This window comes from Campylobacter concisus, assembly GCF_003048555.1.
In the GTDB taxonomy this organism is placed as follows: domain Bacteria; phylum Campylobacterota; class Campylobacteria; order Campylobacterales; family Campylobacteraceae; genus Campylobacter_A; species Campylobacter_A concisus_AO.
In genome coordinates, this window is sequence record NZ_PIRR01000021.1 from 1 (window position 1) to 21977 (window position 21977).

Annotated in this window: 24 protein-coding genes; 5 read left to right on the forward strand and 19 right to left on the reverse strand. The window is 36.7% G+C overall.

Going from position 1 to position 21977, the window contains the following annotated elements; all coding sequences use genetic code 11:
• The 15 genes from rimM to CVS92_RS05355 form a co-directional block, all read right to left on the reverse strand.
• The coding region (rimM, locus tag CVS92_RS05285) for a ribosome maturation factor RimM (protein WP_107788754.1) at window positions 1–463 on the reverse strand (463 nt) is incomplete at its 3' end.
• Window positions 456–698, reverse strand: a complete 243-nt coding sequence (locus CVS92_RS05290; protein ID WP_072594183.1) for a KH domain-containing protein — start codon at window positions 696–698, stop codon at window positions 456–458. The genes rimM and CVS92_RS05290, both read right to left, overlap by 8 nt.
• Window positions 698–925, reverse strand: coding sequence for a 30S ribosomal protein S16 (gene rpsP, locus CVS92_RS05295; RefSeq protein ID WP_009293992.1), 228 nt, complete (start codon window positions 923–925; stop codon window positions 698–700). Before rpsP ends, CVS92_RS05290 begins: the two co-directional genes overlap by 1 nt.
• Window positions 926–997: 72 nt before the next feature.
• Complete coding sequence (gene ffh / locus CVS92_RS05300; protein WP_107788755.1) at window positions 998–2338, reverse strand: signal recognition particle protein; 1341 nt, start codon at window positions 2336–2338, stop codon at window positions 998–1000.
• Between the two features lie 62 nt (window positions 2339–2400).
• Complete coding sequence (locus CVS92_RS05305; RefSeq protein WP_107788756.1) at window positions 2401–3159, reverse strand: RluA family pseudouridine synthase; 759 nt, start codon at window positions 3157–3159, stop codon at window positions 2401–2403.
• Window positions 3156–4292 carry a lipid IV(A) 3-deoxy-D-manno-octulosonic acid transferase gene (waaA, locus tag CVS92_RS05310; RefSeq protein ID WP_107788757.1) on the reverse strand — a complete coding sequence of 379 codons (1137 nt, stop codon included), beginning with the start codon at window positions 4290–4292 and terminating at the stop codon, window positions 3156–3158. Before waaA ends, CVS92_RS05305 begins: the two co-directional genes overlap by 4 nt.
• Before the next feature lie 8 nt (window positions 4293–4300).
• A complete protein-coding gene (locus CVS92_RS05315; RefSeq protein ID WP_107788758.1) occupies window positions 4301–5008 on the reverse strand; it encodes a zinc ribbon domain-containing protein in 708 nt (235 codons plus the stop codon).
• A gap of 17 nt (window positions 5009–5025) precedes the next feature.
• Window positions 5026–5748: a Nif3-like dinuclear metal center hexameric protein gene (locus CVS92_RS05320; protein ID WP_107788759.1), complete on the reverse strand. Its 723-nt coding sequence runs from the start codon at window positions 5746–5748 to the stop codon at window positions 5026–5028.
• 6 nt (window positions 5749–5754) lie between these two features.
• Window positions 5755–6615 (reverse strand): glycine--tRNA ligase subunit alpha, encoded by an 861-nt coding sequence (gene glyQ, locus CVS92_RS05325; RefSeq protein ID WP_087580024.1) that lies wholly within the window; start codon window positions 6613–6615, stop codon window positions 5755–5757.
• Between the two features lie 18 nt (window positions 6616–6633).
• A complete protein-coding gene (locus tag CVS92_RS05330) occupies window positions 6634–8172 on the reverse strand; it encodes an AbgT family transporter (RefSeq protein ID WP_107788760.1) in 1539 nt (512 codons plus the stop codon).
• A gap of 5 nt (window positions 8173–8177) precedes the next feature.
• Entirely contained in the window at window positions 8178–8597 is a 420-nt protein-coding gene (locus CVS92_RS05335) for a GyrI-like domain-containing protein (protein WP_107788761.1), read from the reverse strand.
• A gap of 3 nt (window positions 8598–8600) precedes the next feature.
• A complete protein-coding gene (locus CVS92_RS05340) occupies window positions 8601–9074 on the reverse strand; it encodes a DUF3972 domain-containing protein (protein ID WP_107788762.1) in 474 nt (157 codons plus the stop codon).
• 12 nt (window positions 9075–9086) lie between these two features.
• On the reverse strand, window positions 9087–9581 hold the full coding sequence (gene purE / locus CVS92_RS05345) for a 5-(carboxyamino)imidazole ribonucleotide mutase (RefSeq protein ID WP_103560332.1): 495 nt from the start codon (window positions 9579–9581) through the stop codon (window positions 9087–9089).
• Window positions 9578–10837, reverse strand: coding sequence for a peptidase U32 family protein (locus CVS92_RS05350; protein WP_107788763.1), 1260 nt, complete (start codon window positions 10835–10837; stop codon window positions 9578–9580). The genes purE and CVS92_RS05350 overlap by 4 nt, the downstream gene beginning before the upstream one ends.
• Window positions 10837–11595 carry a chemotaxis protein gene (locus CVS92_RS05355; RefSeq protein WP_107788764.1) on the reverse strand — a complete coding sequence of 253 codons (759 nt, stop codon included), beginning with the start codon at window positions 11593–11595 and terminating at the stop codon, window positions 10837–10839. The genes CVS92_RS05350 and CVS92_RS05355 overlap by 1 nt, the downstream gene beginning before the upstream one ends.
• A 135-nt stretch (window positions 11596–11730) precedes the next feature.
• On the opposite strand from CVS92_RS05355, the gene CVS92_RS05360 reads away from it, so the two are divergent.
• Together CVS92_RS05360 and glnA are read left to right on the forward strand one after the other, a co-directional pair.
• Window positions 11731–12510: a histidinol-phosphatase gene (locus CVS92_RS05360; RefSeq protein WP_107788765.1), complete on the forward strand. Its 780-nt coding sequence runs from the start codon at window positions 11731–11733 to the stop codon at window positions 12508–12510.
• 88 nt (window positions 12511–12598) lie between these two features.
• The gene (gene glnA, locus CVS92_RS05365) at window positions 12599–14029 is read left to right on the forward strand and encodes a type I glutamate--ammonia ligase (protein ID WP_107788766.1); all 1431 of its coding nucleotides are present in this window, start codon (window positions 12599–12601) and stop codon (window positions 14027–14029) included.
• Between the two features lie 165 nt (window positions 14030–14194).
• Here glnA and CVS92_RS05370 read toward each other — a convergent pair whose 3' ends face one another.
• Window positions 14195–14800 (reverse strand): LysE/ArgO family amino acid transporter, encoded by a 606-nt coding sequence (locus CVS92_RS05370; RefSeq protein ID WP_107788767.1) that lies wholly within the window; start codon window positions 14798–14800, stop codon window positions 14195–14197.
• 152 nt (window positions 14801–14952) lie between these two features.
• Here CVS92_RS05370 and CVS92_RS05375 point away from each other — a divergent pair, with 152 nt between their 5' ends.
• Window positions 14953–16590, forward strand: a complete 1638-nt coding sequence (locus CVS92_RS05375) for a DNA polymerase III subunit gamma/tau (RefSeq protein WP_084108030.1) — start codon at window positions 14953–14955, stop codon at window positions 16588–16590.
• Here the strand turns inward: CVS92_RS05375 and ccoS are convergent.
• Both ccoS and CVS92_RS05385 read right to left on the reverse strand, forming a co-directional pair.
• On the reverse strand, window positions 16577–16819 hold the full coding sequence (ccoS, locus tag CVS92_RS05380) for a cbb3-type cytochrome oxidase assembly protein CcoS (protein WP_021090484.1): 243 nt from the start codon (window positions 16817–16819) through the stop codon (window positions 16577–16579). The genes CVS92_RS05375 and ccoS overlap by 14 nt on opposite strands.
• Window positions 16819–19200 (reverse strand): heavy metal translocating P-type ATPase, encoded by a 2382-nt coding sequence (locus tag CVS92_RS05385; protein ID WP_107788768.1) that lies wholly within the window; start codon window positions 19198–19200, stop codon window positions 16819–16821. The genes ccoS and CVS92_RS05385 overlap by 1 nt, the downstream gene beginning before the upstream one ends.
• Window positions 19201–19500: 300 nt before the next feature.
• On the opposite strand from CVS92_RS05385, the gene rho reads away from it, so the two are divergent.
• Entirely contained in the window at window positions 19501–20841 is a 1341-nt protein-coding gene (gene rho, locus CVS92_RS05390; protein WP_107788769.1) for a transcription termination factor Rho, read from the forward strand.
• A gap of 131 nt (window positions 20842–20972) precedes the next feature.
• Here the strand turns inward: rho and CVS92_RS05395 are convergent, their stop codons facing one another.
• Complete coding sequence (locus CVS92_RS05395; protein WP_009294027.1) at window positions 20973–21185, reverse strand: transcriptional regulator; 213 nt, start codon at window positions 21183–21185, stop codon at window positions 20973–20975.
• Between the two features lie 158 nt (window positions 21186–21343).
• On the opposite strand from CVS92_RS05395, the gene CVS92_RS05400 reads away from it, so the two are divergent.
• On the forward strand, window positions 21344–21943 hold the full coding sequence (locus CVS92_RS05400) for an outer membrane beta-barrel protein (RefSeq protein ID WP_107695217.1): 600 nt from the start codon (window positions 21344–21346) through the stop codon (window positions 21941–21943).
• Window positions 21944–21977: the final 34 nt, after the last annotated feature.

Consider the following 21977-nt stretch of genomic DNA (forward strand, 5'->3'; position numbering starts at 1 on the left):
TAATAAAATGCTCTAAATATGGAATATAAAACTCCTTCGGATTGCCGTCCATAATAAGCTCTTCGTCTGTTTTTATGTATAAAAGTGAATTTGCAAAATTATCTTGGATATCTTCTACAATACCTAAAATTCCACCATTTTCTATAACTTTTAAGCCAATAATATCAAACTGAAAAAATTCATTTTTTTTTAATTTGCAGTTTTTTCTAGTGAGCTCTTTTGTGGTATATATAGTTCTATTTACAAGCGTTTTAGCAAGGTCTAAGTCATCAAAATTTTCAAACAACACCAGCTCTTTTTGTCTATTGTAGTCTTTTATGGTCAGCTGATCATTGTTTTTATCAAAAAAGGTTGCACCTTTTTTAAACTGTTCTGGGAAGTCGCTCTTATTGTGAAGCTTTAAGTAGCCCTTTAAACCAACACATCTTCCGATGGTAGCGACTTCAACAATATCACTATTCAATAGCTTTTACCGTTACTCTATAACTTGTATTATCTTTAGCTTTACAACCAATAATAACGGTCTTTATAGCGTTTATCATTTTGCCATCTTTACCGATAAGTTTTCCTGTATCAACCTTATCGGCACTTATAATTATCTCAGCAAAATTTTCACCAAGTTCCTGACGATCAACACTTACTTTATCAGGAAAATCAGCAATCAACTTGGCATATTCGTATAAAAAATTTTTAACCATTATTTTGTAATTTGTGCAACTCTATCACTAAGTTTAGCACCAACGCTTTTCCAGTAATCTAATCTCTCTTTATTGAAATTTATAACATTTGGCTCAACCATAGGATTGTAATAGCCAATACTTTCTATCCAGCCACTATCACGTCTTTTTCTGCTATCTGTAACAACTATACGATAAAAAGGTCTTTTCTTACGTCCCATTCTTGTTAGTCTTACTACTGTTGCCATATTATATTTCTCCTCTTGTTTTTAAATAAAGCTTAAATTTGGATAACAAATATCCAAATTTAAACCCTTTTATCAAACAGGTCTTTTAAAATTTGCTTGAGAAAGTATATTTGCAAGTCCTTTTGCTCCACCTTTTCCTGAAAATTTCTTAGCAAGTTTTGAGGCATTTTCAAACTGCTTTAAAAATCGATTTACCTCTATCTGAGAAAGTCCGGAGCCAGCCGCTAAACGTCTTTTTCTACTATTATTCAAAAGTTCAGGATTTTCACGCTCTTTTTGCGTCATAGAGTTTATCATAGCCTTAATATGTAAAATTTCTTTTGAATTATCAAGATCTATATCTTTTATCTGATTTGCAATATTTGAAAGACCAGGTATCATCCCCATCAAAGACTTCATACTGCCAAGCTTTTTAACGCTTTCCATTTGATCCAAAAAGTCATTAAAATTAAACTGACCTTTTTTTATCTTTTGATTTAGACGTTTCGCCTCTTTTTCATCGATAATGGTTGATGTTTTCTCGACCAAAGTAGCCAAGTCACCCTCGCCCATTATACGGCTTACAATGCGATCTGGTATAAAACTCTCGATATCAGCTACTTTCTCGCCAGTGCCGACAAATCTAAGCGGTATATTTAGCTGTTTTGCGATGCTAATAGCTACGCCACCCTTTGAATCAGAGTCAAATTTAGAAAGGATAACTCCAGAAATTCCCAAAATTTCATTAAAACTTGTAGCTGTTTTTACAGCATCTTGTCCGCTCATAGCATCAGCTACGTAAAAAATTTCATGTGGATTTATCGCATTTTTTACATCTTTTATCTCTTGCATCAACTTTTCATCAATCGCAAGACGACCAGCGGTATCCACTAAAAGCACATCGTAAAGACCAATTTTTGCTTTTTCTAATGCTTCTTTTGCTACTTTTATAGGATTATTTTCATTTTCTATATAAAAAAGATCGATCTCATTTGCAATGCAGAGCTGTCTTAGCTGCTCAATCGCCGCTAATCTTTGCAAGTCACAAGCCGCAACTAAAACTTTTTTCTTTCTTAGCTTTAGATAGTTTGCAAGCTTGATAGTTGTTGTTGTTTTACCACTACCTTGCAAACCAGCCATCAAAACAATGGTCGGCGCAACTGGTGCATAGACAAAGCCTTGGTTGCCAGGAGCTGTTAATATAGTCGTTAAATTTGATTTGATCGCATCTAGGAAATTCTTTTGACCAACGCCAGTTTGCTTTAGGTCACTTTCGATAGATGCAAGTAGATCTTTAGTGACTTTATGATGAACATCAGCTTTTAAAAGAGCTTTTTTGAGCACGTCAAGTGCGTTTTTTAGAGCTTTTTCGTCATCTACAAAACGTATCTTGCTAACTGCTAATCTAAAAGACTCGCTAATTTGTTCGAACACTAATCACCTTTCTAAGTTGTTATTAAAGGGCGTATATTACTAAATAATTTCTTTATTGCTCTTTAAATTTCAAATTTATTAGATAGCTCAAATCCAATAGAGTTAAATTCTTTTGGGATTGGCGCTTTAAATTTATAGTTTAAAAGAGCGATAGAATAGGCATGTAAAAACATTCTATTTGCCGTATTTTTGCCGTATTTTTCATCGCCAACGATAGGTAAATTTAAACTAGCCAAATGCACTCTTATTTGGTGCGTTCTGCCTGTTTTTATGGCAACTTTTACCAGCGTTTTTTTACCCACAACCATGAGCGGTGAAATTTCACTGATCGCCTCTTTGCCATCTTTTGATATCTTTGAAAAAGCGCCATTTTTATTTTTTATAGTTAAGATCGGCTCATTTACGACCACTTCCTCGCTCATAATACCCCTAACTGCGGCTACGTAAATTTTCTCAACCTTCATCTTTTTAAACTCATTTATAGCAAGTGTTGCAAATTCGTCATTTTTTACAAGAAGTAGCACGCCACTTGTATCTTTATCAAGCCTGTGAAGAAGTGGAAATTTATAAATTTGACTGATTTTTTCGCTAGTTATAGCAGCTGGCTTACTGATTGCTATTAAATTTTCATCTTCAAAGATAACGCTTGGCTTTGGCATCTCTTCGACGCTAAATTTAGTATTTTCACTCATTAGCGCACGAGCGATCATCACCTTTTGCCCCTTGGCATAGACTAGTCCGCTGTCGATTAGCTCCTTTGCCTCGTTGTTTGAGATATTTTTTTGTTTGGCTAAAATTTTATACGCTTTTTCTTCACTCATAAAGTGCTCCTTATATCTTCTATGATCGCATCAGCGCTGGCCTGCACGGCAATCTTGCTCTTTTTGGCGTCACTATCTATTATGCCACTGATATCGCTAGCCTTTGCGATATAAATGTTTTCAACTAGGCCAAATAGCGCATTTTGGTTAAATAAAAACTCTCCACTAATTATCACCGGGTTAAATTGCGCGCACTCGATTGGATTGTGCCCGCCAATATTTGGCACAAAACTACCTCCAAGCACTACTATATCGCTAATAGCATAGACATTTACAAGCTCGCCTAAAGTGTCAAGCAAATTTACTTTAGCTTCAAATTTATGTGTTTGGCTAAATTTAGCAAAACTAAAGCCATGCTTTTTAGCGTAGTCGCCTGCTATCTTCTCAACCTCTGCGAACCTCTCAGGATGGCGTGGTGCGATGATTAAAAGATCATTTTCTTTTAAATTTAAATTTTGCAAAATCATCTCTTCTTCGCCCAAATGCGTACTTGCCAGCACGATCACTCTAGCTTTTGGCTTTTCATAAATTTTACTCACGCTTGGCAAAAACGCAGCCTTTATGTTGCCAACAACCTCTATTTCACCTGCACCAAGCGACTTTAGCCTCTCTTTATCAAGCTCACTTTGAGCGTAAATTTTATCTATGAATTTAAAAAGATATCTGTAAAAAAAGCCAAATTTCAAGTAGCTTTTGTAGCTTCTATCTGAAATTCTCGAATTTATTAATATCACGCGGCTGCCTTTTAACTTCGCCATGAAAACCAGCATGAGCCAAAGCTCTGCCTCAAAAATAACTAAAATTTTGCTCTTTTTTAACCAAAATGGCAAAAAAATTTCAAACGGCAAGAATCTCGTGTTAGAGCAAATTTTACTTGCCGCTTCAAAGCCTGTATTTGTCACCACACTTATGGCTTTACTATCAAATTTTTGTATCAAAGGTTTGAGTGCTTGTATCTCGCCAAATGAGCAAGCGTGAAAATGCACATCTGCATCTTGAAATTTAGGATTATTAAAGAGGAAAAAACGTGCTGGAATCGACTTATGATACTTTTTTTTAAAACTTAAAATAAATAGAAAGATAGCCCCAAATATATAGAGTATTGAGGCTAGAAAGTAATATATTATTATCACGAAATGTGTTATTGCTCTTGTTTATATAAAATTCTGCCACAATGTGGACATGTAACGATATCTTCGCCCTTTATAACAGCAGAGAAAGTTTTGTCATTTATCTGCATGAAACAACCATAACAAGCTTGTTTTTTTACAGGAACAACAGCTGTATTGTGAGCCCATTTTCTTATCTTTTCATAAAATGCTAGAATTTTTTGATTCATTGCAGCAACAAGCTTATCTTTTTTCGCATAGACCTCTTTGCGTTCTTTTTCAATACTTTCAAGCTCAGATGAAGCATTGCTTTTTATCTTTTCTAAATTTCCTTCAAGCTCGGCTTTTTTGGTATTTAGCTCATCCTTTTGACTGTTTTTACTATCTATTAGTTTTTCAAGTCTAGCTATCTCTTCATTTGCTGCTTCAAGCTGCTCTTTCGCGATATCTTCTTCAAGGCTTAGAGCTTTTATTTCCTTTTCGCTTTTTGCACTTGAACTTTTTTTAGCTACATCTTTTATCTTTGCACTAAACTCGGCAATATGAGCATTTGTACCTGATTTTTGAGACTTTAAGTCACTTACCTCTTCATCTAGTCTTTCTATATTAACCGTTATAGTTTCGCACTCTTCTTCTATATTTTTATAAGCCTTTTCTATATCCTGAATGCGTGGTATAAAGCCATCTATTTGTTTATCAAGGTCAGATAATTCAACTAATTGTTGTAAGTATTTATTCATAATGTTTCCTTTTTTTGTTAGCAATATGTAAATGGATTTTTAGAATTGCGTATTATAACTTCAATTTTCAGATTTTGCAAATATTTTGCTAAAAAATCACCAAAACAACGTTCACTTTCATAGTGATTTATATCGATTAAATTTAGCCCATTTTCCTTCGCATAAAGGGCTTGGTGATATTTTAGATCACCCGTTAAAAAGACGTCTGCTTTTACATCTTGGATGAGATCTGCGCCACTTCCGGTGCAGATACAAATTTTAGAAATTTCATCTTTTGCATGAACCACTCTTAAATTTTCTAGCCCAAGTTTTTCTTTTACAAATTTGCAAAGCTCGCTAAATTTCATCTTCACATCAGCATAGATCAAAAAGCCCTCTTTGTTCGAAATTTCAAGCCCTAAAACCTGTATCACAAATTTTTCATTTAAAAAAGCAAGGTCGGCATTTGTATGAAGCGAGATGAGCGAGATATTTTTTATCATCATCTCTCTTATGAGTAAGCTTGGATAAAGGCTGTAGTCTAGGCTTTTTAACCCCTTAAAAATGAGCGGATGGTGAGTGATGATGAGCGAATTTGGCAAGACATTTTGCAAAAGTTCGCTATCCAAATCAAGACTTAGATAAATTCGCTCAAATTCGCTATCAAATGAGCCAACTTGTAGGCCACTATTGTCCCAGGACTCTTGGCTCGCAAATGGGCAAATTTCATCTAAAATTTTATAAATTTCAGCTATTTTCATAAAATTTTACTTTTGCTCTAGGCTCTCTTTATAAGTTAGCGCACACTCTTTGGCCAGCTCGCGGATTTTTAGGATGTAGTCTTGCCTTTGTGTAACACTTATCGCCCCACGCGCATCAAGGACGTTAAATGTGTGAGCCGCAAGCATGCAATAATCATACGCTGGCAGTGAAATTTTAGCCTCTAAGCAGCGTTTGCACTCGTTAAATGCGTTTTCGAACTGGTTAAAAAGCATATCGACGTTTGCTACTTCAAAGTTATATTTACTCCACTCATACTCACCTTGTTTATGCACGTCGGCGTAGGTTACGATGTTGCCATTAGAGTCGTCCCAAACGATGTCATAGACGCTATTTACGTCTTGGAGATACATGGCTAAGCGCTCAAGTCCGTATGTTATCTCACCAGAAATCAACTCGCATGCGATGCCACCCACTTGTTGAAAATAGGTAAACTGCGTCACTTCCATGCCATCTAGCCAGACCTCCCAGCCTAGCCCCCAAGCGCCCAGAGTCGGGCTCTCCCAGTTATCCTCGACGAATCGGATGTCGTGATCTTTTAAATTTAACCCAAGCTTTTCAAGGCTTTTTAGATAAAGCTCTTGGATATTTTCTGGACTTGGCTTTATGAGTACTTGAAACTGATAATAAGCGCCTAGGCGGTTTGGATTTTCGCCGTATCTACCATCAGTCGGACGGCGGCTTGGAGCTACGTATGCAGTCGCCCACGGCTTTGGTCCGAGGCTTCTTAAAAATGTCGCCTGATGATATGTGCCTGCACCTGCTGGCATGTCGTATGGCTGAAGTATGACACAACCTTGCTCTTGCCAATAGTTTTGAAGGGTTAATATTATTTGTGAAAATGTCATTGCTTTCCTTTTAAAATTTTACTTTACATAGTGTATAACTGCACCAGGTCCTAGTGGTAGATCAAAAACGTACCAAAATGACATTAGTGCTGTCCAAGAAATTAAAAATGCAACCGTATAAGGAAGCATAATAGAAACCACTGATCCGATTTTTAACTCTTTATTGTATTTTTGCATAAAAGCTACTATCAAAACAAAAAACGGCATCAAAGGCGTTATGATATTTGTAGTAGAGTCGCCTATTCTAAAAGCAGCCTGTGTAAGCTCTGGTGAGAGTCCAAGATTCATAAACATTGGAACAAAAATTGGAGCCATCATCGCCCACTTTGCAGAATCAACAGCTATAAATAAATTTATAAAAGCGATCAAGAAAATAAAAACTATGATAAGGCTAAGTCCAGTCAATCCAATCTCTTTTAGAAAAATAGAACCTTTTATAGAAAGTACTAGCCCAATATTTGAGGTATTAAAAAGATATGTAAACTGGGCTGCAAAAAATATCAAAACCAAAAACCCTGATAGCTCAGAAATAGATTGTTCCATAAATTTTATGGCGTCATTACTGCTTTTTATACTCCTAGCACCTACACCGTAAGCTACACCTACCACTATAAAAAGTAACATCATAAAAACGACAATAGAATGCATAAAAGTAGATTTCATAAAGCTTTCATTGCCTTTTGCTCCAAATAAAGAGCCTGAAGGCAGAATAGTCACAAGCAATAAAATCACAAAAACAATCAACGCTATAAGTGAAAATTTTAAGCCACGTTTTTGCTCTACACTTATCTCGCTATGCTCTTGTAAGCTAAAATCACCTAAAAAATCAAATTTGCCAAGCCTAGGCTCTACGATTTTATCCGTTACAAACCAGCCAACAAATACGATCAAAAATGTCGAAGCTATCATAAAATACCAATTTGCAGTTGCTAATACTACATAATCTGGATTTAATACGCTAGCTGCTTGCATAGAAAATGCCGCAAACATCGGGTCATTTGTACCGATTAATAAATTTGCCGACCAGCCACCGCTAACACCAGCAAAAGCAGCAGCTAATCCAGCAATTGGATGGCGACCAAATCCAGCAAATAAAATAGCTCCAAGCGGGATTAGCACGACATAGCCAACCGAGGAAGCAACATTTGACATTACACCAAGAAAAATAACGATTGGAGTTACCCATATTTTGGAAGATTTTAAGGCAATCTTTGTCATAAGTGCTGATAAAAGTCCAGACTTGTCTGCAATACCAATACCTAGAATAATTGCAAAGACTACTCCCAAAGGATAAAAACTAGTAAAATTTTTAAGCACAGACGAAACAAAAGATCTAAGGCTATCAGCAGAAAGCAAATTTATAACATTTGCATTAAGCTGCAATATTTGTCCGTCTTTGATAGCCTGATAGCTTACGCCAACACCCATCTTTTCTAATACAAACGATATTATTATCGTAATAATCGAAAGATAGATAAAAAGCATAGTTGGATTTGGCAATTTGTTACCAAAATTTTCGATAAAACTTAAGATTGAACTATTATTTTTTTTATTCATTTTTCCTAACCCAAAATAGAAATATAAATTTTTATCTCGTCGCTGCTGTAAAGCTCAAAATCTGTTTCATAGGCTCTTTTTAGCTCACTACTTTCAAAATATTTCCAAATTTCACCCCAAAATTTTGCAACATTTTGTGGCTCATTTGCAAAACTAAAAACGGCATATTTGCCACTTTTTATCTCTAAAATTTTATCACTTTTGTGGCTTGATCTTGTGCCGATGAAGTTATCGTAATGTCCGTTAAGATCGCTTTCGTAGTTGCAGTAAACGCTATAAATTTCACTCTTGCCATCGTAGTACTCACTCATAAATTTAGACCATAAAGCTGGAATTTTACCCTTGCCGGCTATCTCATCTTCATTTTTAGTGCGAGTTTTTACTCCGTAAATTTCAAAGCTATCTTCTAAATTTATAATCTTCATAAGCTACTTTTGTCCGTTAAAATTTTCAACCGCTTGGTTCCACATAAGCTTGTATTTTCGTTTTAGAAATTCAACTTCATCTTGTGAAATTTTAAGCTGTTTTGTAAGAGTCTCGACCGTTTTTCTATCTTCATCATAGAGCTCTTGCATAGAAATAAGCGCCTCTTTTAAAAATTTATTCTCATTTCTTAGGGTTTCAAGTGTCTCATCCTTTGCGTCAAGCACCTTTTCGTGTAAATTTAATATCGTTCCAATCGTCTTTTCAACAAAGCTGATACCATCTTGGCCTTGCGGTTGCAAAGATAAATTTTGCGAAACACTAGGCACAGCACTCATCGTTCCTTCGCTCGCTTCTATCAAAATTTCTCCATTTTCCTCTTTGGTTTTCAAAACGCCACGATTTATCATATCTTCGATAACTTCACGCTCCAAGTGCACAAGTTTGCAAAATTCATCAACACCAAGATAGGTCTGCACCGCTTCTCCTTTTTACAGTATCACTTCAACCTTTGAAGAATCTTCCTCTAAAGCCTTTATTTTCGCCTCTCTGTCAGCTTTTAGAGCACTTGCTAGACTATCATCTTCAAGTGCTAAAATTTGTACCGCAAGATAGGCTGCATTTATCGCGCCAGCCTTGCCGATAGCTAGAGTTGCCACTGGCATGCCACTTGGCATTTGCACAGTTGAGTAAAGTGCATCAACGCCACTTAGAGCCGAACCTGCCATTGGTATGCCTATCACTGGTTTTGTAGTATTTGCGGCAATCGCTCCAGCTAGGTGAGCTGCCATACCAGCAGCTGCGATGAAGACTTTTGCGCCTTTTTTTTCTGCATTTGCGACATACTCGCTTGTTCTTTTTGGACTTCTGTGAGCTGAGCTGATTATCAGTTCATATTTTACGCCAAATTTTTCAAGAGTTTTTGCCGCCTCACTAACTATCTCATAGTCGCTCTTACTTCCCATTATAATAGAAACAAATTTCATATTTTTTCCCTCAAAAAGCTAAATTTTGGTAGCTTAACACCAAGACTTATCTCATTTTCATTGCCACTGTGAATTTCACTCATAACCTTACCTTTTTTGGTGATGAGCTGCTTAAATTTGATAAATTTCTTGCCCTCTTGTGAATAAACCTTTGAGATTTCATTTTCACTATCTTCTATAATCGATCCAGTAGGAGCCATGATCTCGTAGCTATTGCCTGGAAAAATTTTATATTTGCACTTAAAAAACTCGCCATCTTCGCTTATTGCATTTACCTGATGTGTGCCCTCTTCTAGGCTGCTAACGTGATTTTGCGTATCGGTTCGCTCATAAGGTCTATGAACTAAGTATCCATCCGTAAAGCCACGATTTTTTAGTGTATTTATCTCATTTTCATAAATTTGTGCGTCAAATTTATCGTCCATGGCATCATCTATCGCCATTTTATAGGCTCTTGCTGTGCAAGCTGCGTAGTACTCGCTCTTTGTGCGACCTTCTATTTTTAGGCTATCTATTACGCCACTATCAACGATCTCTTTAATGTGAGAGATGAGGCAAAGATCTTTTGAGTTCATAATATGAGTACCGTTTTCGTCCTCTTCTAAGCGGAAAAGCACACCGCTCTCTTCGTTTTTAGCGTAAAGTTCATACTTAAACCTGCAGTCGTTGGCACAGCTGCCGCGATTTGACATACGTCCGCTTTGCACTGAGCTTACCAAGCACCTGCCAGAGTAGGCAAAGCACATCGAGCCATGTACAAAAATTTCGATATCAAGAGTTGGAATTTCTTCTTTTATCTTTATGACATCTTTTAAGTTCATCTCGCGTGCTACGACGATACGTTTTGCGCCCATATCGTGATAAATTTTTGCATCAAGCACATTCATAACGTTTGCCTGAGTTGAGAGATGTATCTCGATATCAGGAGCGATGGCTTTTGCTAGACTCATAACGCCTGGAGTTGCGATGATAAAGGCATCTGGCTTCATCGCTGAGATAGTCTGCAAGTGTCTTTTTAGTGGCTCGATCTGAGAGTTAAAAGGAAAAGCATTTATGGTCGCATAAAATTTCTTTCCCTTTGCATGTGTGTAGTCTATCGCCTCTTTGAATGTTTCAAGGTTAAATTCCCTTGCTGATCTAGTCCTTAGTGAAAAACTAGCCACTGAGCCATAAACGGCATCAGCTCCATACTCAAGGGCTATTTTAAGTTTTGTTAAATTTCCAGCTGGAGATAAAAGCTCAGGCCTTTTTAGCACTATTTTTTACCCAAACTTTCTATCAAAGCTTCGATATCGTCGTTGCTCACAAGATTTTCAGTCGTTGTATCACCAGCGATGTGAACAGCAGAGCTAACACGCTTATCATCATCAATTTTACCTTCAAACAAGGTATTCATATATTTGCTTAGCGCCCTCATAACATTGATAACACGCTCGATCTTTTGTCTATGAATGTCTTGATACTGCATCATATCCATAGCCATCATGATCTCATCTTGTCCCATTTGTAAATTTCCGATGATATTATCGATCGTACCAAGAAGTGAGTTATTTTTCTCCAAAGCTTCGCTAAATGCGGCGATATTTGGAAATTTCTCACTTAGCGTCGTAAATAGCTCAATGTTTGAGTTTATCGCATCTTTTAGGCTATTTGAGTCACTCTCAGCGTCCATAAAAAAGTTATTTATCGTCTCAAGCTTGTCAAACATCTGAGTAGCTTTCTCTTCGCTATCTCTTGTTACGTCATCAAGCTGATGCACCATTTTGTGATCTTCCGTTGGTGGTGGTGGTGGCCAAACGCCATCTGCACTCACTCTATAGTTTTCTGCATTCTTTGAATTACTTTCTGATTTTGACTGTGGCTCATCTTTAGTATCGATTGCTTCTGCAACTTCTGTTACCTCGTCCGTATCCTCTTTGACGTCCGCAACCTCTTGGCCAGCATCTTCTTTAGCATTATCTAACTCATCATCTAGCCCACCTGCCATAAGTGCGTCAAGTTCCTCTTGGGTCATAAAAGCTCCTAATAAAATTTGGCTTGATTATATAGGATTTAAATAAAAAGTAAGTTTAAAGGCAATGCTTTTATCTTTAAATTTATAAATTTTTAGATAGCATTTTTAAAAATAAACGACCTTAAAAGGCTAAAAATGACCGTCGATCTTCACAACCATACGCCACTTTGCAAGCACGCAGTTGGCAAGCCAAGAGAGTATGTACAAAACGCAATAAAAGCTGGCACAAAATACTTTGGCTTTAGTGATCACGCACCGATGAACTACGATGAAGCTTACAGAATGAGCTTTGATGAAATGCAAGGTTATGAAGATGAAATTTTACGTTTAAGAGATGAATTTGGCAGTGAGATAGAAATTTTGCTTGGCTATGAGATGGATTTTTTAGATGGATTTATGGATGAGCGAGTTTTTGCTAGAAAGGTCGATTATCTGATAGGCTCTGTGCATTTTTTTAATGGCTGGGCATTTGACAATCCAGAATTTATCGGTGGCTACGAGGGCAAAGACTTGGATCAAATTTGGCAAGAGTATTTTGATCACGTAGAAAGATCAGCCAAGCTTGGCAAATTTGACATTATGGGGCATATCGATCTTTTAAAACTTTTTAAATTTTTGCCAAAAAAGGATGTTAGAATTTTGGCTAAAAATGCAGTAAATGCGATAAAAGAAGCAAATTTAGTTGTTGAGATAAATGCTGCTGGCTTTAGAAAACCTATCGGCGAGCAATATCCAAGCGTAAATTTACTTGAACTAATAGCCGAAAAAGATATAACCATCACCTTTGGCTCAGACGCTCACGAAAAAGAAGATATCGGTAAAAATGGTGAAATTTGCGAGCAAATAGCTAGAGATTTAGGTTATTCAAAATGTGCTATTTTTAAAAATAGAGATAGAGAATTAGTAAAATTTTAGATTGGGTTCAAATAAAATATAAATTTAATCTTAAATATTAGGTTTTATGATAGAATACGAAAAATTTAAAAATTAAAAGGAGAAAAAAGTGGGAAAATTCGTCCAAAATATAGATCATTTTTTTGATTTTTGTAAAGAAAATGAAGTCAAATTTGTAGATTTTAGATTTACTGATTTAGGTGGTGCTTGGCATAGCATTAGCTACAATATAAAGGCTGTTACGAAAGAAAATTTCACAAATGGCATCCCAATGGACGCTAGCTCTATGCATGGCTGGCAACCAATCGATAAGAGCGATATGATAATGAAGCCAGAAGCTACAACTGCATTTTTAGACCCATTTACTTCTGATATTACAGTTGTTGTTTTTTGCGATATTTACGACATTTACAAGGGTCAAATTTATGAAAAATGTCCTCGCTCAATAGCTAAAAGAGCAATGCAATATGTAAAAGATAGTGGTCTTGGTGACGAGGCTTACTTTGGCCCTGAGAATGAATTTTTTGTCTTTGATAATGTCAAAATCATCGATAGCCCAAACTGTGCGATGTATCAAGTAGATAGCGAAGAAGGTGAGTGGAACGACGCTACTGACTTTAAAGATAGCTACAACACAGGTCATCGCCCACGCAGAAAAGGCGGCTACTTAATGACTCAGCCAATCGACAGCATGGTAGATCTAAGAGCCGAGATGATGCAAGTTTTAGAGCAAGTTGGCCTTGAAGTATTTTTGGGTCATCACGAAGTCGCTCAAGGACAAGGTGAGATCGGCGTGAAATTTGGCAATCTAGTAGAAGCCGCCGATAATGTTCAAATCTACAAATACGTCGTTCGCATGGTCGCTCACCTAAACGGCAAAACAGTTACATTTATGCCAAAACCACTTTATGGCGACAATGGAAGCGGCATGCATGTGCATCAATCAGTCTGGAAAGATGGTAAAAATTTATTCTACAAAGAGGGTAACTACGCAAATTTAAGTGACTTTGCAAGATACTATATCGGTGGCGTTTTAAAACACGCAAGAAGCGTTGCAGCCTTTACTAACCCAAGCACAAACAGCTACAAACGCCTAATCCCAGGCTTTGAAGCGCCATCTATACTCACCTACTCTAGTCAAAACCGCTCAGCGAGCATACGCATACCTTACGGCGCTGGCGAGAAGTCAGTTAGGGCTGAGATGAGATTTCCAGATAGCACAGCAAACCCTTACCTAGCCTTCTCAGCGATGCTAATGGCAGGAATTGACGGTGTCAAAAACAAGTACGAGCCAGTTGGTCCTATGGATGAAAATTTATTTAAACTTCACCTAGATGAGATCAGAGAGCGCGGCATTGAGCAGCTCCCACACACACTCCGTGGCAGCCTTGAAGCACTAATTCGCGATAACGAATACCTAAAACCGATAATGAGCGATCTTTTCATAGATACCTATCAACACTTCAAATTTGAAACTCAAGTTTGGCCTTACGAAGCGCGCCCAACCGCTTATGAGTTTAAGACCTGCTTCTCTTGCTAAAACGCAATCTCCAAGCTCGTTTTGGGCTTGGAGACTTCTTTTTTAATCAAATTTAAAACATAAAATCTCCGTCGTACATATCAATGCATCCTACATTAATAATATGTAAATTTTTAATACATATAAAAATACAAAATATTTAGCGTAAAATTTTATGTATCTTATCTATACTTTAGTAAAAAGTAAACTAAAAGCGATTAGAAGCATAATAATCCCAATAAAAATTTCTAAAATTTTCCATGAAAATTCTTTTGCAAAAACTGGAGCGAGAACTCTTGCTCCATATCCTAAAGAAAAGAAGAAAAATAGCGATGCAAGACTAGCACCGATGCCAAAAATTATATTTTCATCTCCAAATTTTGTTGAAATAGATCCTATTAAAAGCATCGTATCAAGATAGACGTGAGGATTTAGCCAAGTAAAAGCAAGCGTCAAAAGCACTATTTTGCTAAATTTTGACTCGTGTTGCGCACTAGGAAGAAGGCTTTTGGGATTTTTAAATGCACCATACAAACTCTTTAGACTATAGACAAATAAAAAGATAAAGCCACCATATATGGCAACCTGTTTAAAAAACTCAAATTTTTGTAGCACTTTTGCAAAACCAAAAACTCCAGCAAATATAAGCAAGGCATCACTAAATGCGCATATTAAGCAAACTGCGAAAACATGTTCCTTTTTTATACCCTGCTTCAAAACAAATGCATTTTGCGCGCCGATAGCCAATATTAAAGATAAACTTGTAAAAAATCCACTCCAAAATGCAGACATTTTCATCCTTTTTAAATTACCAATTATCTAAAATTTAACTAAAAGCAATCTAAAAGATCGAAAATTTTAACTATATGAAAAGGATAAATAATCATAAATTTATACCTTTTTTTATAAAATCTATAACCAAATAACAAAAAAAGGATGTTCTCTTGCAAGCGCTAGCCTTAAAATATCGCCCTAAAAATTTTGATGAACTTATCGGTCAAGAAGCAGTTAGCAAAAGCCTAATACATGCACTTGACGAGGGTCGCATAAGCCACGCATATCTATTTTCTGGGCTTAGAGGCAGTGGTAAAACTTCAAGTGCTAGGATATTTTCAAAAGCTTTAGTGTGCGAAAAAGGACCTACCTCAAAACCATGTGAAGTATGTCCGCAATGCATCATGGCAAATGAGTCAAGGCATATGGACATCATCGAAATGGACGCTGCTAGCCACAGAAAGATAGATGACATAAGAGAGCTAATAGAGCAAACAAAATATGCTCCAGCAATGGCAAGATATAAAATTTTTATAATTGACGAAGTGCATATGCTAACCAAAGAGGCATTTAACGCCCTTTTAAAAACGCTTGAAGAGCCACCAAGCTATGTAAAATTTATCCTAGCGACGACCGATCCATTAAAACTCCCAACAACGGTACTTTCAAGAACGCAGCATTTTAGGTTTAAGCAAATAAGTAGGTATAGCATCATTAAACATCTTGAGTTTATTTTAAGCAAAGAAGGCATTAGCTACGAAAAAGAGGCACTTGAAATTTTAGCAAGAAGTGGCGGAGGATCGCTAAGAGATACTTTAACACTTCTTGATCAAGCTATCATTTACGGGGCAAATAATGTCACGGCAAATGGCGTAGCATCGATGTTAGGACTTCTTGATCCAGAAAAGATCGAAGAGATAATAACTCATGTTTTAAATCATGATAAAAATGCTATCAGAGTGCTTGTAAGCGAACTTGAAAGCTACGATCCAGAGATGATAATAGATGAAATTTTGGCAAATTTAAAGCAAAAATTTATAGAAAACGACTCAAAAATTTCACTACTTGTTTATGAGAGATTTTTTAGGATTTTGGCACAAGCTAAAGGTATGTTAAACGTAAGTAGCGACAATGGCTTTGTACTAATGCTAATGCTTTTTATGATGATAGAAGCGCTAAATTTACAAGATATCGATGACGCTATAAATGAAGTGATCTCAAAAAATAGCGAAAATTCCACTCAAATCACAGAAGTCATCACTCAAAAAAGCCAAGTAGCTCCTGCTAAAATGCAAGGTCCATACGAACTCTTCTTAACAAAAATTTATGATAGAAATTACGATCTTGGCGAGTTTTTTAAAGAATTTGTAGAATTTAGCTTCTTTAATAACAATGAGCTTGGACTGATAGTAAATGCAAAAGATGAAAATCTTGAATATTTTAAGAAAAATTGGAAAATTTTAAACGAGATATTGCGTACGCTTTTTGGACAAAATGCGAAGATAGTAAATGCAAAGAGTGATGAGCAAAAAGCACAAACTAAGATGCCTAAAGCCTCTTTAGAAAATAATGAAAAAAGCGAATTAGACGAGCTTGATGAGGAAATTTCAAGACTAAATGCAAATAACATTGAAACTAAAAATGAGCCAAAAACTGAGATAAAAAGCGAGCTACAAAACGAGAAAAATAACTTTTCTTTGATGCTAAATAAAGAGCCAAAAACACCAGAAGAGCTTCAAAGGCAAAGAGAACAAGGGGTTCTAAAAGAGGCAAATAGACTCTTTGGCGAGCCAACTATCGAGAGCTAGCCTTATCTTTACTGCTAGCCTCTAGCCTCTTTTTTAGCGCTTCTTTTTTGCGAAGCTCTAGCTCATAAGCTTCATTTAGCGCCTCTTCATCGTCCAAATTTGCTCCGTCTAAAAATTTTCGGTAGTCCTCAAATTGTTTATTTTTTATCCCCCAAAGCACGCCAAAAAGCAAAAATGCCCCCATCAAAACCGAGATAAAAACCAGCATCGCAAGTGTCGCGCTATCCATTATTTTTCCTTAAATTTTCTAACAATATAAAGCGAGTTTAATATAACACTTAGCGAGCTAAGCGACATAAAAAGTGCAGCAAATAGCGGAATGACATAGCCACACACAGCAAATGGCACAGCAAGAACATTATAAAGAAGACAAAAGAGCAAATTTTGCTTTATCGTTTTGTAAGTAAATTTTGAGATTTTTATGGCCTTTGCTAGACTTTTTAAACTATCATCAAGTAACACTACATCGCTTCTTTCTAGGCTTATTGCCGCCCCGCTTCCCATACAAATAGCAACATAAGCAAGGCTAAGCGCTGCTGCGTCGTTTATGCCGTCCCCTACCATTAGAACCTTTTTGCTCTGCTCTTTTAGTTCGCTTATAAATTTAGCTTTCGTTTCAGGCAACATCTCTGCTCTAAACTCACTCACGCCAAGCTCATCTGCCACATTTTTTACCACTTTTTGCACGTCGCCACTTAAGATACACACTTTCATGCCAGCGCTCTTTAGCTCGTCTATCAAGGTCTTTGCCTCGGGCTTTACACTATCTTTTAGATAAAATTTCGCCACTAACTCACCATTAAGCCCCACAAAAAAGCTCACATTTTCTTCAGCTTCATCAAAGCCAATACCATTTTCAACTAAAAATCGCTTGCTTCCTGCATAAAATTTTTTACCTGAAATTTCAGCCTCAACACCCTTTGCCACGCTTAAATTTATATTTTTAAGCTCTATTTTCCTTGCGCCTTTTTGCTTTAGAAATTTAGCCACTGCCACGCTTATTTGATGATTTGATATAAGAGCTAGCGAATAAATTTCATCTAAGCTTATGCTTTCTTTTATGAAAAAATCACTAACTTCAAATTCTGCCTTTGTGAGCGTGCCAGTCTTGTCAAATACCGCTACATCGCACTTTGCAAGGCTTTCAAAAAATTTAGCCTCTTTAAAAAGTACTCTATTTTTAAAGGCTACACCAAGAGCGCAAACACTACTAACTGGCGTGGCAAGCGCAAGCGCACAAGGGCAAGCGATCACGATGACGCTAACAGCCGTGACAATAGCCTCTGAAAAGCCATATTTAAAGTACCAAAACCAAAATGTAAAAAATGCCAAAGTCAGCACGCCAAGAGAAAATTTAGAAGCGATTTTATTGACTACTAGCTCGATATTTGGCTTTTTTAGCTCTGCATTTTGGAGTAAATTTATAAGCTGATTTAGATAAGAATTTTTAAAAATTTCCTTTGCTTCGTAGATGATTTGTCCATTTTGACAAATGACACCACTTTTCACCTCTTGCCCCACTCCCAAGGTCACAGGCAGGCTCTCTCCCGTTAGACTTGAGCTATCCACGCTTGCCTCGCCACTAAGCACCACTCCATCAAGTAGCGCCCTCTCACCTGATCTAAGCATGATCTTTTCGCCCAAATTTACATCTCTTGGCTCTTTTAAAATATCCTTACCATCTTCTAAAACGCACACCTTTGTAAGCAGCATATCATTTAAGAAATTTGAAGTCTCAAGCGCCTTTTTCTTACCCAAAATTTCTAAAAATTTACCGATAAAAACAAAGGTAATGATCATCGCAACCGAGTCAAAATAGCTCTCGCCACTCCTCGTAAACATCGCAAAAATGGAGTAGATATAGGTTATACTAGCTCCGGTGATAACGAGCAAATCCATATTTGGTGAAGCGTTTTTTATGGCTATCTTCGCTCCTTTAAAAAACTCACTACCAGTATAAAAAAGCACAGGCGTTGCTAATACAAACTGCGCAAAGCTTAAAATATCTTTTATATCGCCTCTTATGCCACTAAAATACCCGCTATACTGAGCAATGGCCAGCCACATAATGTTCATCGTAGCAAAGATACCAACTAGCGCTTTTGTGTAAAAATTTCTTCTTTTCTTAGCTAGTTCGTCCTCTTTTTGACTCGTAGCATAGGGCTTTGGAACGTAACCAACGGCATAAATTTTTTCAATTATTTGCTCTACCAAAAGCTCTTGCTCATCAAAAACAATGACCGCCTTTTGATTAAGCGAGTTGATATTTACCTCCAAGACGCCAGGTAAGTTAAAAAGTGCCTTTTCAAGTAGCCAGATGCAAGCTGAGCAAGTGATGCCATCGATTAAAAATGAAATTTGACTAAAGTCGCCCTCTTTTGTCACAAGCTCACTAAAATTTGCCGCTAAATTTTTGATATTTGCACCGTTGCTTGCCGGTGTAAGTGTATTTTTACCAAGACGTTCATAAAACTCGCTAAGCCCATTTTCATTTAAAATTTCATAAACGCCTTTGCAACCAACACAGCAAAATTTAAGTCCGCCTTCATTTGAGATCATCACGCTTTCATCAAATTTTAATCTACAATGAGCACATCTACTTTGTGGCATTTTTACTTTCTTTTATCTAAAATTTTTACCAATATTATTGCATCAAATGCCTATTACGCACCATAATTTAAATACATAAATTTGAAGCAGACAAACTGCAAAAATAGGCATAAATTTCTTCTTTTATTATCGTTATAAAATGGCGAGATTATAGCAAATCAACCATTTTTGAGCAAAAATTTCATTTTATACCATTTCTTGACAACAAAGTTTTATTTTTATAAAATGCCAAAACTTTCAAAAGCTTCTTTTTGAAACCTAGAAATTCTGCAAAATTATCCCCGCATTTAAAGAGGAAATATGGAAAATAACCAAACCGAGCAAAGTGCTGCTCAAAACACAAAAACCACAAAAAAACATCAAGCATCAAGAACACACATACCAGTAGACGGACACAAGATCGAAGAGCTAAGAACGCTTAGCTTAGATGAGCTAGTGCAGATCGCAAATAGCGTTGGTGTCGAAAATCCACGCGAATTTCGTAGGCAGGATTTGATATTTGAGATACTAAAAACCCAGACAAAACAAGGTGGCTTTATACTATTTACTGGAATTTTAGAAATCACAAACGAGGGCTACGGCTTTTTAAGAGCCGTTGATGCAAATTTAAGCGACAGCTCAAACGACGCCTACGTTTCAAACTCTCAAATCCGCAAATTTACACTTCGTGTAGGCGACATCATCACCGGCCAAGTAAGAGAGCCAAAAGATCAGGAAAAATACTACGCCCTTTTAAAGATCGAAGCGGTAAATTACATGCCTCTAGCAGACGCAAAAGAGAGGCCGTTATTTGACAACTTAACCCCACTATTTCCAACCGAAAAGCTAAATTTAGAGTATGATCCGATGAAGCTAACGGGCCGTGTGCTTGACCTTTTCACGCCTATCGGTAAAGGTCAGCGTGGCCTCATTGTCGCACCTCCAAGAAGCGGTAAAACTGAGCTTATGAAAGAGCTAGCTCACGGCATCGCTAAAAATCACCCAGAAGCCCAGCTCATGGTGCTTCTAGTAGATGAGAGACCAGAAGAAGTTACAGACATGCAGCGCTGCGTAAAAGGTGAGGTATTTAGCTCGACATTTGACCTGCCAGCACTTAATCACGTCCGCGTAGCAGAGCTAGTCATCGAAAAGGCAAAACGTCTAGTTGAGATGGGCAAAGACGTCATCATCTTGCTTGATAGCATAACCCGTCTAGCACGCGCCTACAACACAGTAACCCCGCCAAGCGGCAAGGTACTAACAGGCGGCGTGGACGCAAACGCACTTCACAAACCAAAACGCTTTTTTGGTGCAGCTAGAAACATCGAGCATGGGGGCTCATTAACCATCATCGCAACTGCTCTAATAGACACTGGTTCACGTATGGACGAAGTTATATTTGAAGAGTTTAAAGGCACTGGAAACAGCGAGATCGTGCTTGACCGCAATATCTCAGACCGCAGAATTTACCCAGCTATCAACGTGCTAAAATCAGGCACTAGAAAAGAAGAGCTACTTCAAAAGCCTGATGAGCTTCAAAAAATTTGGGCTATTCGCTCTGCAATCGCGACAATGGATGACGTCGAAGCGCTTAAATTCTTGTATGCAAAAATGTTAAAAACAAAAGACAATAAAGAGCTTCTCTCTATCCTAAACGAGTAAATTTAACTGAGCTTGAAGCAGTTGCTTTGAGCTCAAATTTTTTTTACCTAAAATATCAAGCTAAAAATATCTTAGAAATTTTGAATTTTCTAACTCTTGCTATTATAAAAGAGATTACGATTTTTAAACGATTATTTACTAAATTTTTCTATGTCTTGATTGATCAAATTTTCATATTCGCAAAGCTCGTTGCAAGTCTTTTTACTCTGCTCTATAAGCTCATCAAATTTAAATCCAAGCATCACAATACGATAAAGGTTTGGCTTGTATTTTCGCCAGTTGTAAAGCGTAGCAACATCAACGTCTAGATGATAAGCCATATCACGTTTTGTCATCTTAGCCACTTTACACTCCTTTTTTTGAGTGATTTTATAAATTTTATTCTGATAAGAAAACAATTGAATTATTTTATGTTTTTTATATATTTAATTGAATATTTAAACTTTATTTAATCCAATAAAATTTAGAATACCAGCCAAACATTTTTAAATAAGGAGTAAAAATGAAAAATGTAGTTTTAAAAGTTGCTTTAGGATTAAGCCTGGCTAGTGCTGCTGCTTTAGCACAAGGAGCGTTCATTGGGATCGAAGGAGATTACTCTTTTAATTCAAAATTAACAGCAAAAAGCGATAATGACACAACAAAAGTCAAAAAAGCTCAACCAGGTATTGGACTAAAAGCTGGCTATGATTTTGATAGTTTTAGAGTTTATGGAGCTTACATATATGACTTTCAAGCCAAAAAATCACTTGGTGATGAAGATGGCACAGTAATAAAATGGAGTACGCATAAATTTCTAGTAGGCGCAGACTATACACCAGAATTGACAAAGGACATAAAACTAGTTCTTGGTGGCTACACTGGCTACTCAAAGCTTAAAATGGATGTATTTGACACTCATGATGGCTCGGAAAAAGCTAACACAAATGGCTGGATACTAGGTGCAAGAATTGGTACTGAATACTCTATCAACGAAAACAATGCAGTTGAGTTTGGTCTAAAAGCAGATAGAACAAAATATAGCTCTATAACAAAATATGATAATGCAAAAATAAAAGAGACAAATGTAGGTCTTTATTTGGGATATACATATAAATTTTAATCGCTCACAAGCTCAAATTTAAGAGTAAATTTGA

Bases quoted from the DNA above. Each gene is read 5' to 3' on its own strand.
- CVS92_RS05290 (WP_072594183.1), bottom strand. From the start codon at position 698: ATGGTTAAAAATTTTTTATACGAATATGCCAAGTTGATTGCTGATTTT.
- rpsP (WP_009293992.1), bottom strand. From the start codon at position 925: ATGGCAACAGTAGTAAGACTAACAAGAATGGGACGTAAGAAAAGACCT.
- CVS92_RS05305 (WP_107788756.1), bottom strand. From the start codon at position 3,159: ATGAGTGAAGAAAAAGCGTATAAAATTTTAGCCAAACAAAAAAATATC.
- CVS92_RS05315 (WP_107788758.1), bottom strand. From the start codon at position 5,008: ATGAATAAATACTTACAACAATTAGTTGAATTATCTGACCTTGATAAA.
- CVS92_RS05320 (WP_107788759.1), bottom strand. From the start codon at position 5,748: ATGAAAATAGCTGAAATTTATAAAATTTTAGATGAAATTTGCCCATTT.
- glyQ (WP_087580024.1), bottom strand. From the start codon at position 6,615: ATGACATTTTCACAAATAATATTAACCCTTCAAAACTATTGGCAAGAG.
- CVS92_RS05330 (WP_107788760.1), bottom strand. From the start codon at position 8,172: ATGAATAAAAAAAATAATAGTTCAATCTTAAGTTTTATCGAAAATTTT.
- CVS92_RS05335 (WP_107788761.1), bottom strand. From the start codon at position 8,597: ATGAAGATTATAAATTTAGAAGATAGCTTTGAAATTTACGGAGTAAAA.
- purE (WP_103560332.1), bottom strand. From the start codon at position 9,581: ATGAAATTTGTTTCTATTATAATGGGAAGTAAGAGCGACTATGAGATA.
- CVS92_RS05355 (WP_107788764.1), bottom strand. From the start codon at position 11,595: ATGACCCAAGAGGAACTTGACGCACTTATGGCAGGTGGGCTAGATGAT.
- CVS92_RS05360 (WP_107788765.1), top strand. From the start codon at position 11,731: ATGACCGTCGATCTTCACAACCATACGCCACTTTGCAAGCACGCAGTT.
- CVS92_RS05370 (WP_107788767.1), bottom strand. From the start codon at position 14,800: ATGTCTGCATTTTGGAGTGGATTTTTTACAAGTTTATCTTTAATATTG.
- ccoS (WP_021090484.1), bottom strand. From the start codon at position 16,819: ATGGATAGCGCGACACTTGCGATGCTGGTTTTTATCTCGGTTTTGATG.
- CVS92_RS05385 (WP_107788768.1), bottom strand. From the start codon at position 19,200: ATGCCACAAAGTAGATGTGCTCATTGTAGATTAAAATTTGATGAAAGC.
- rho (WP_107788769.1), top strand. From the start codon at position 19,501: ATGGAAAATAACCAAACCGAGCAAAGTGCTGCTCAAAACACAAAAACC.
- CVS92_RS05400 (WP_107695217.1), top strand. From the start codon at position 21,344: ATGAAAAATGTAGTTTTAAAAGTTGCTTTAGGATTAAGCCTGGCTAGT.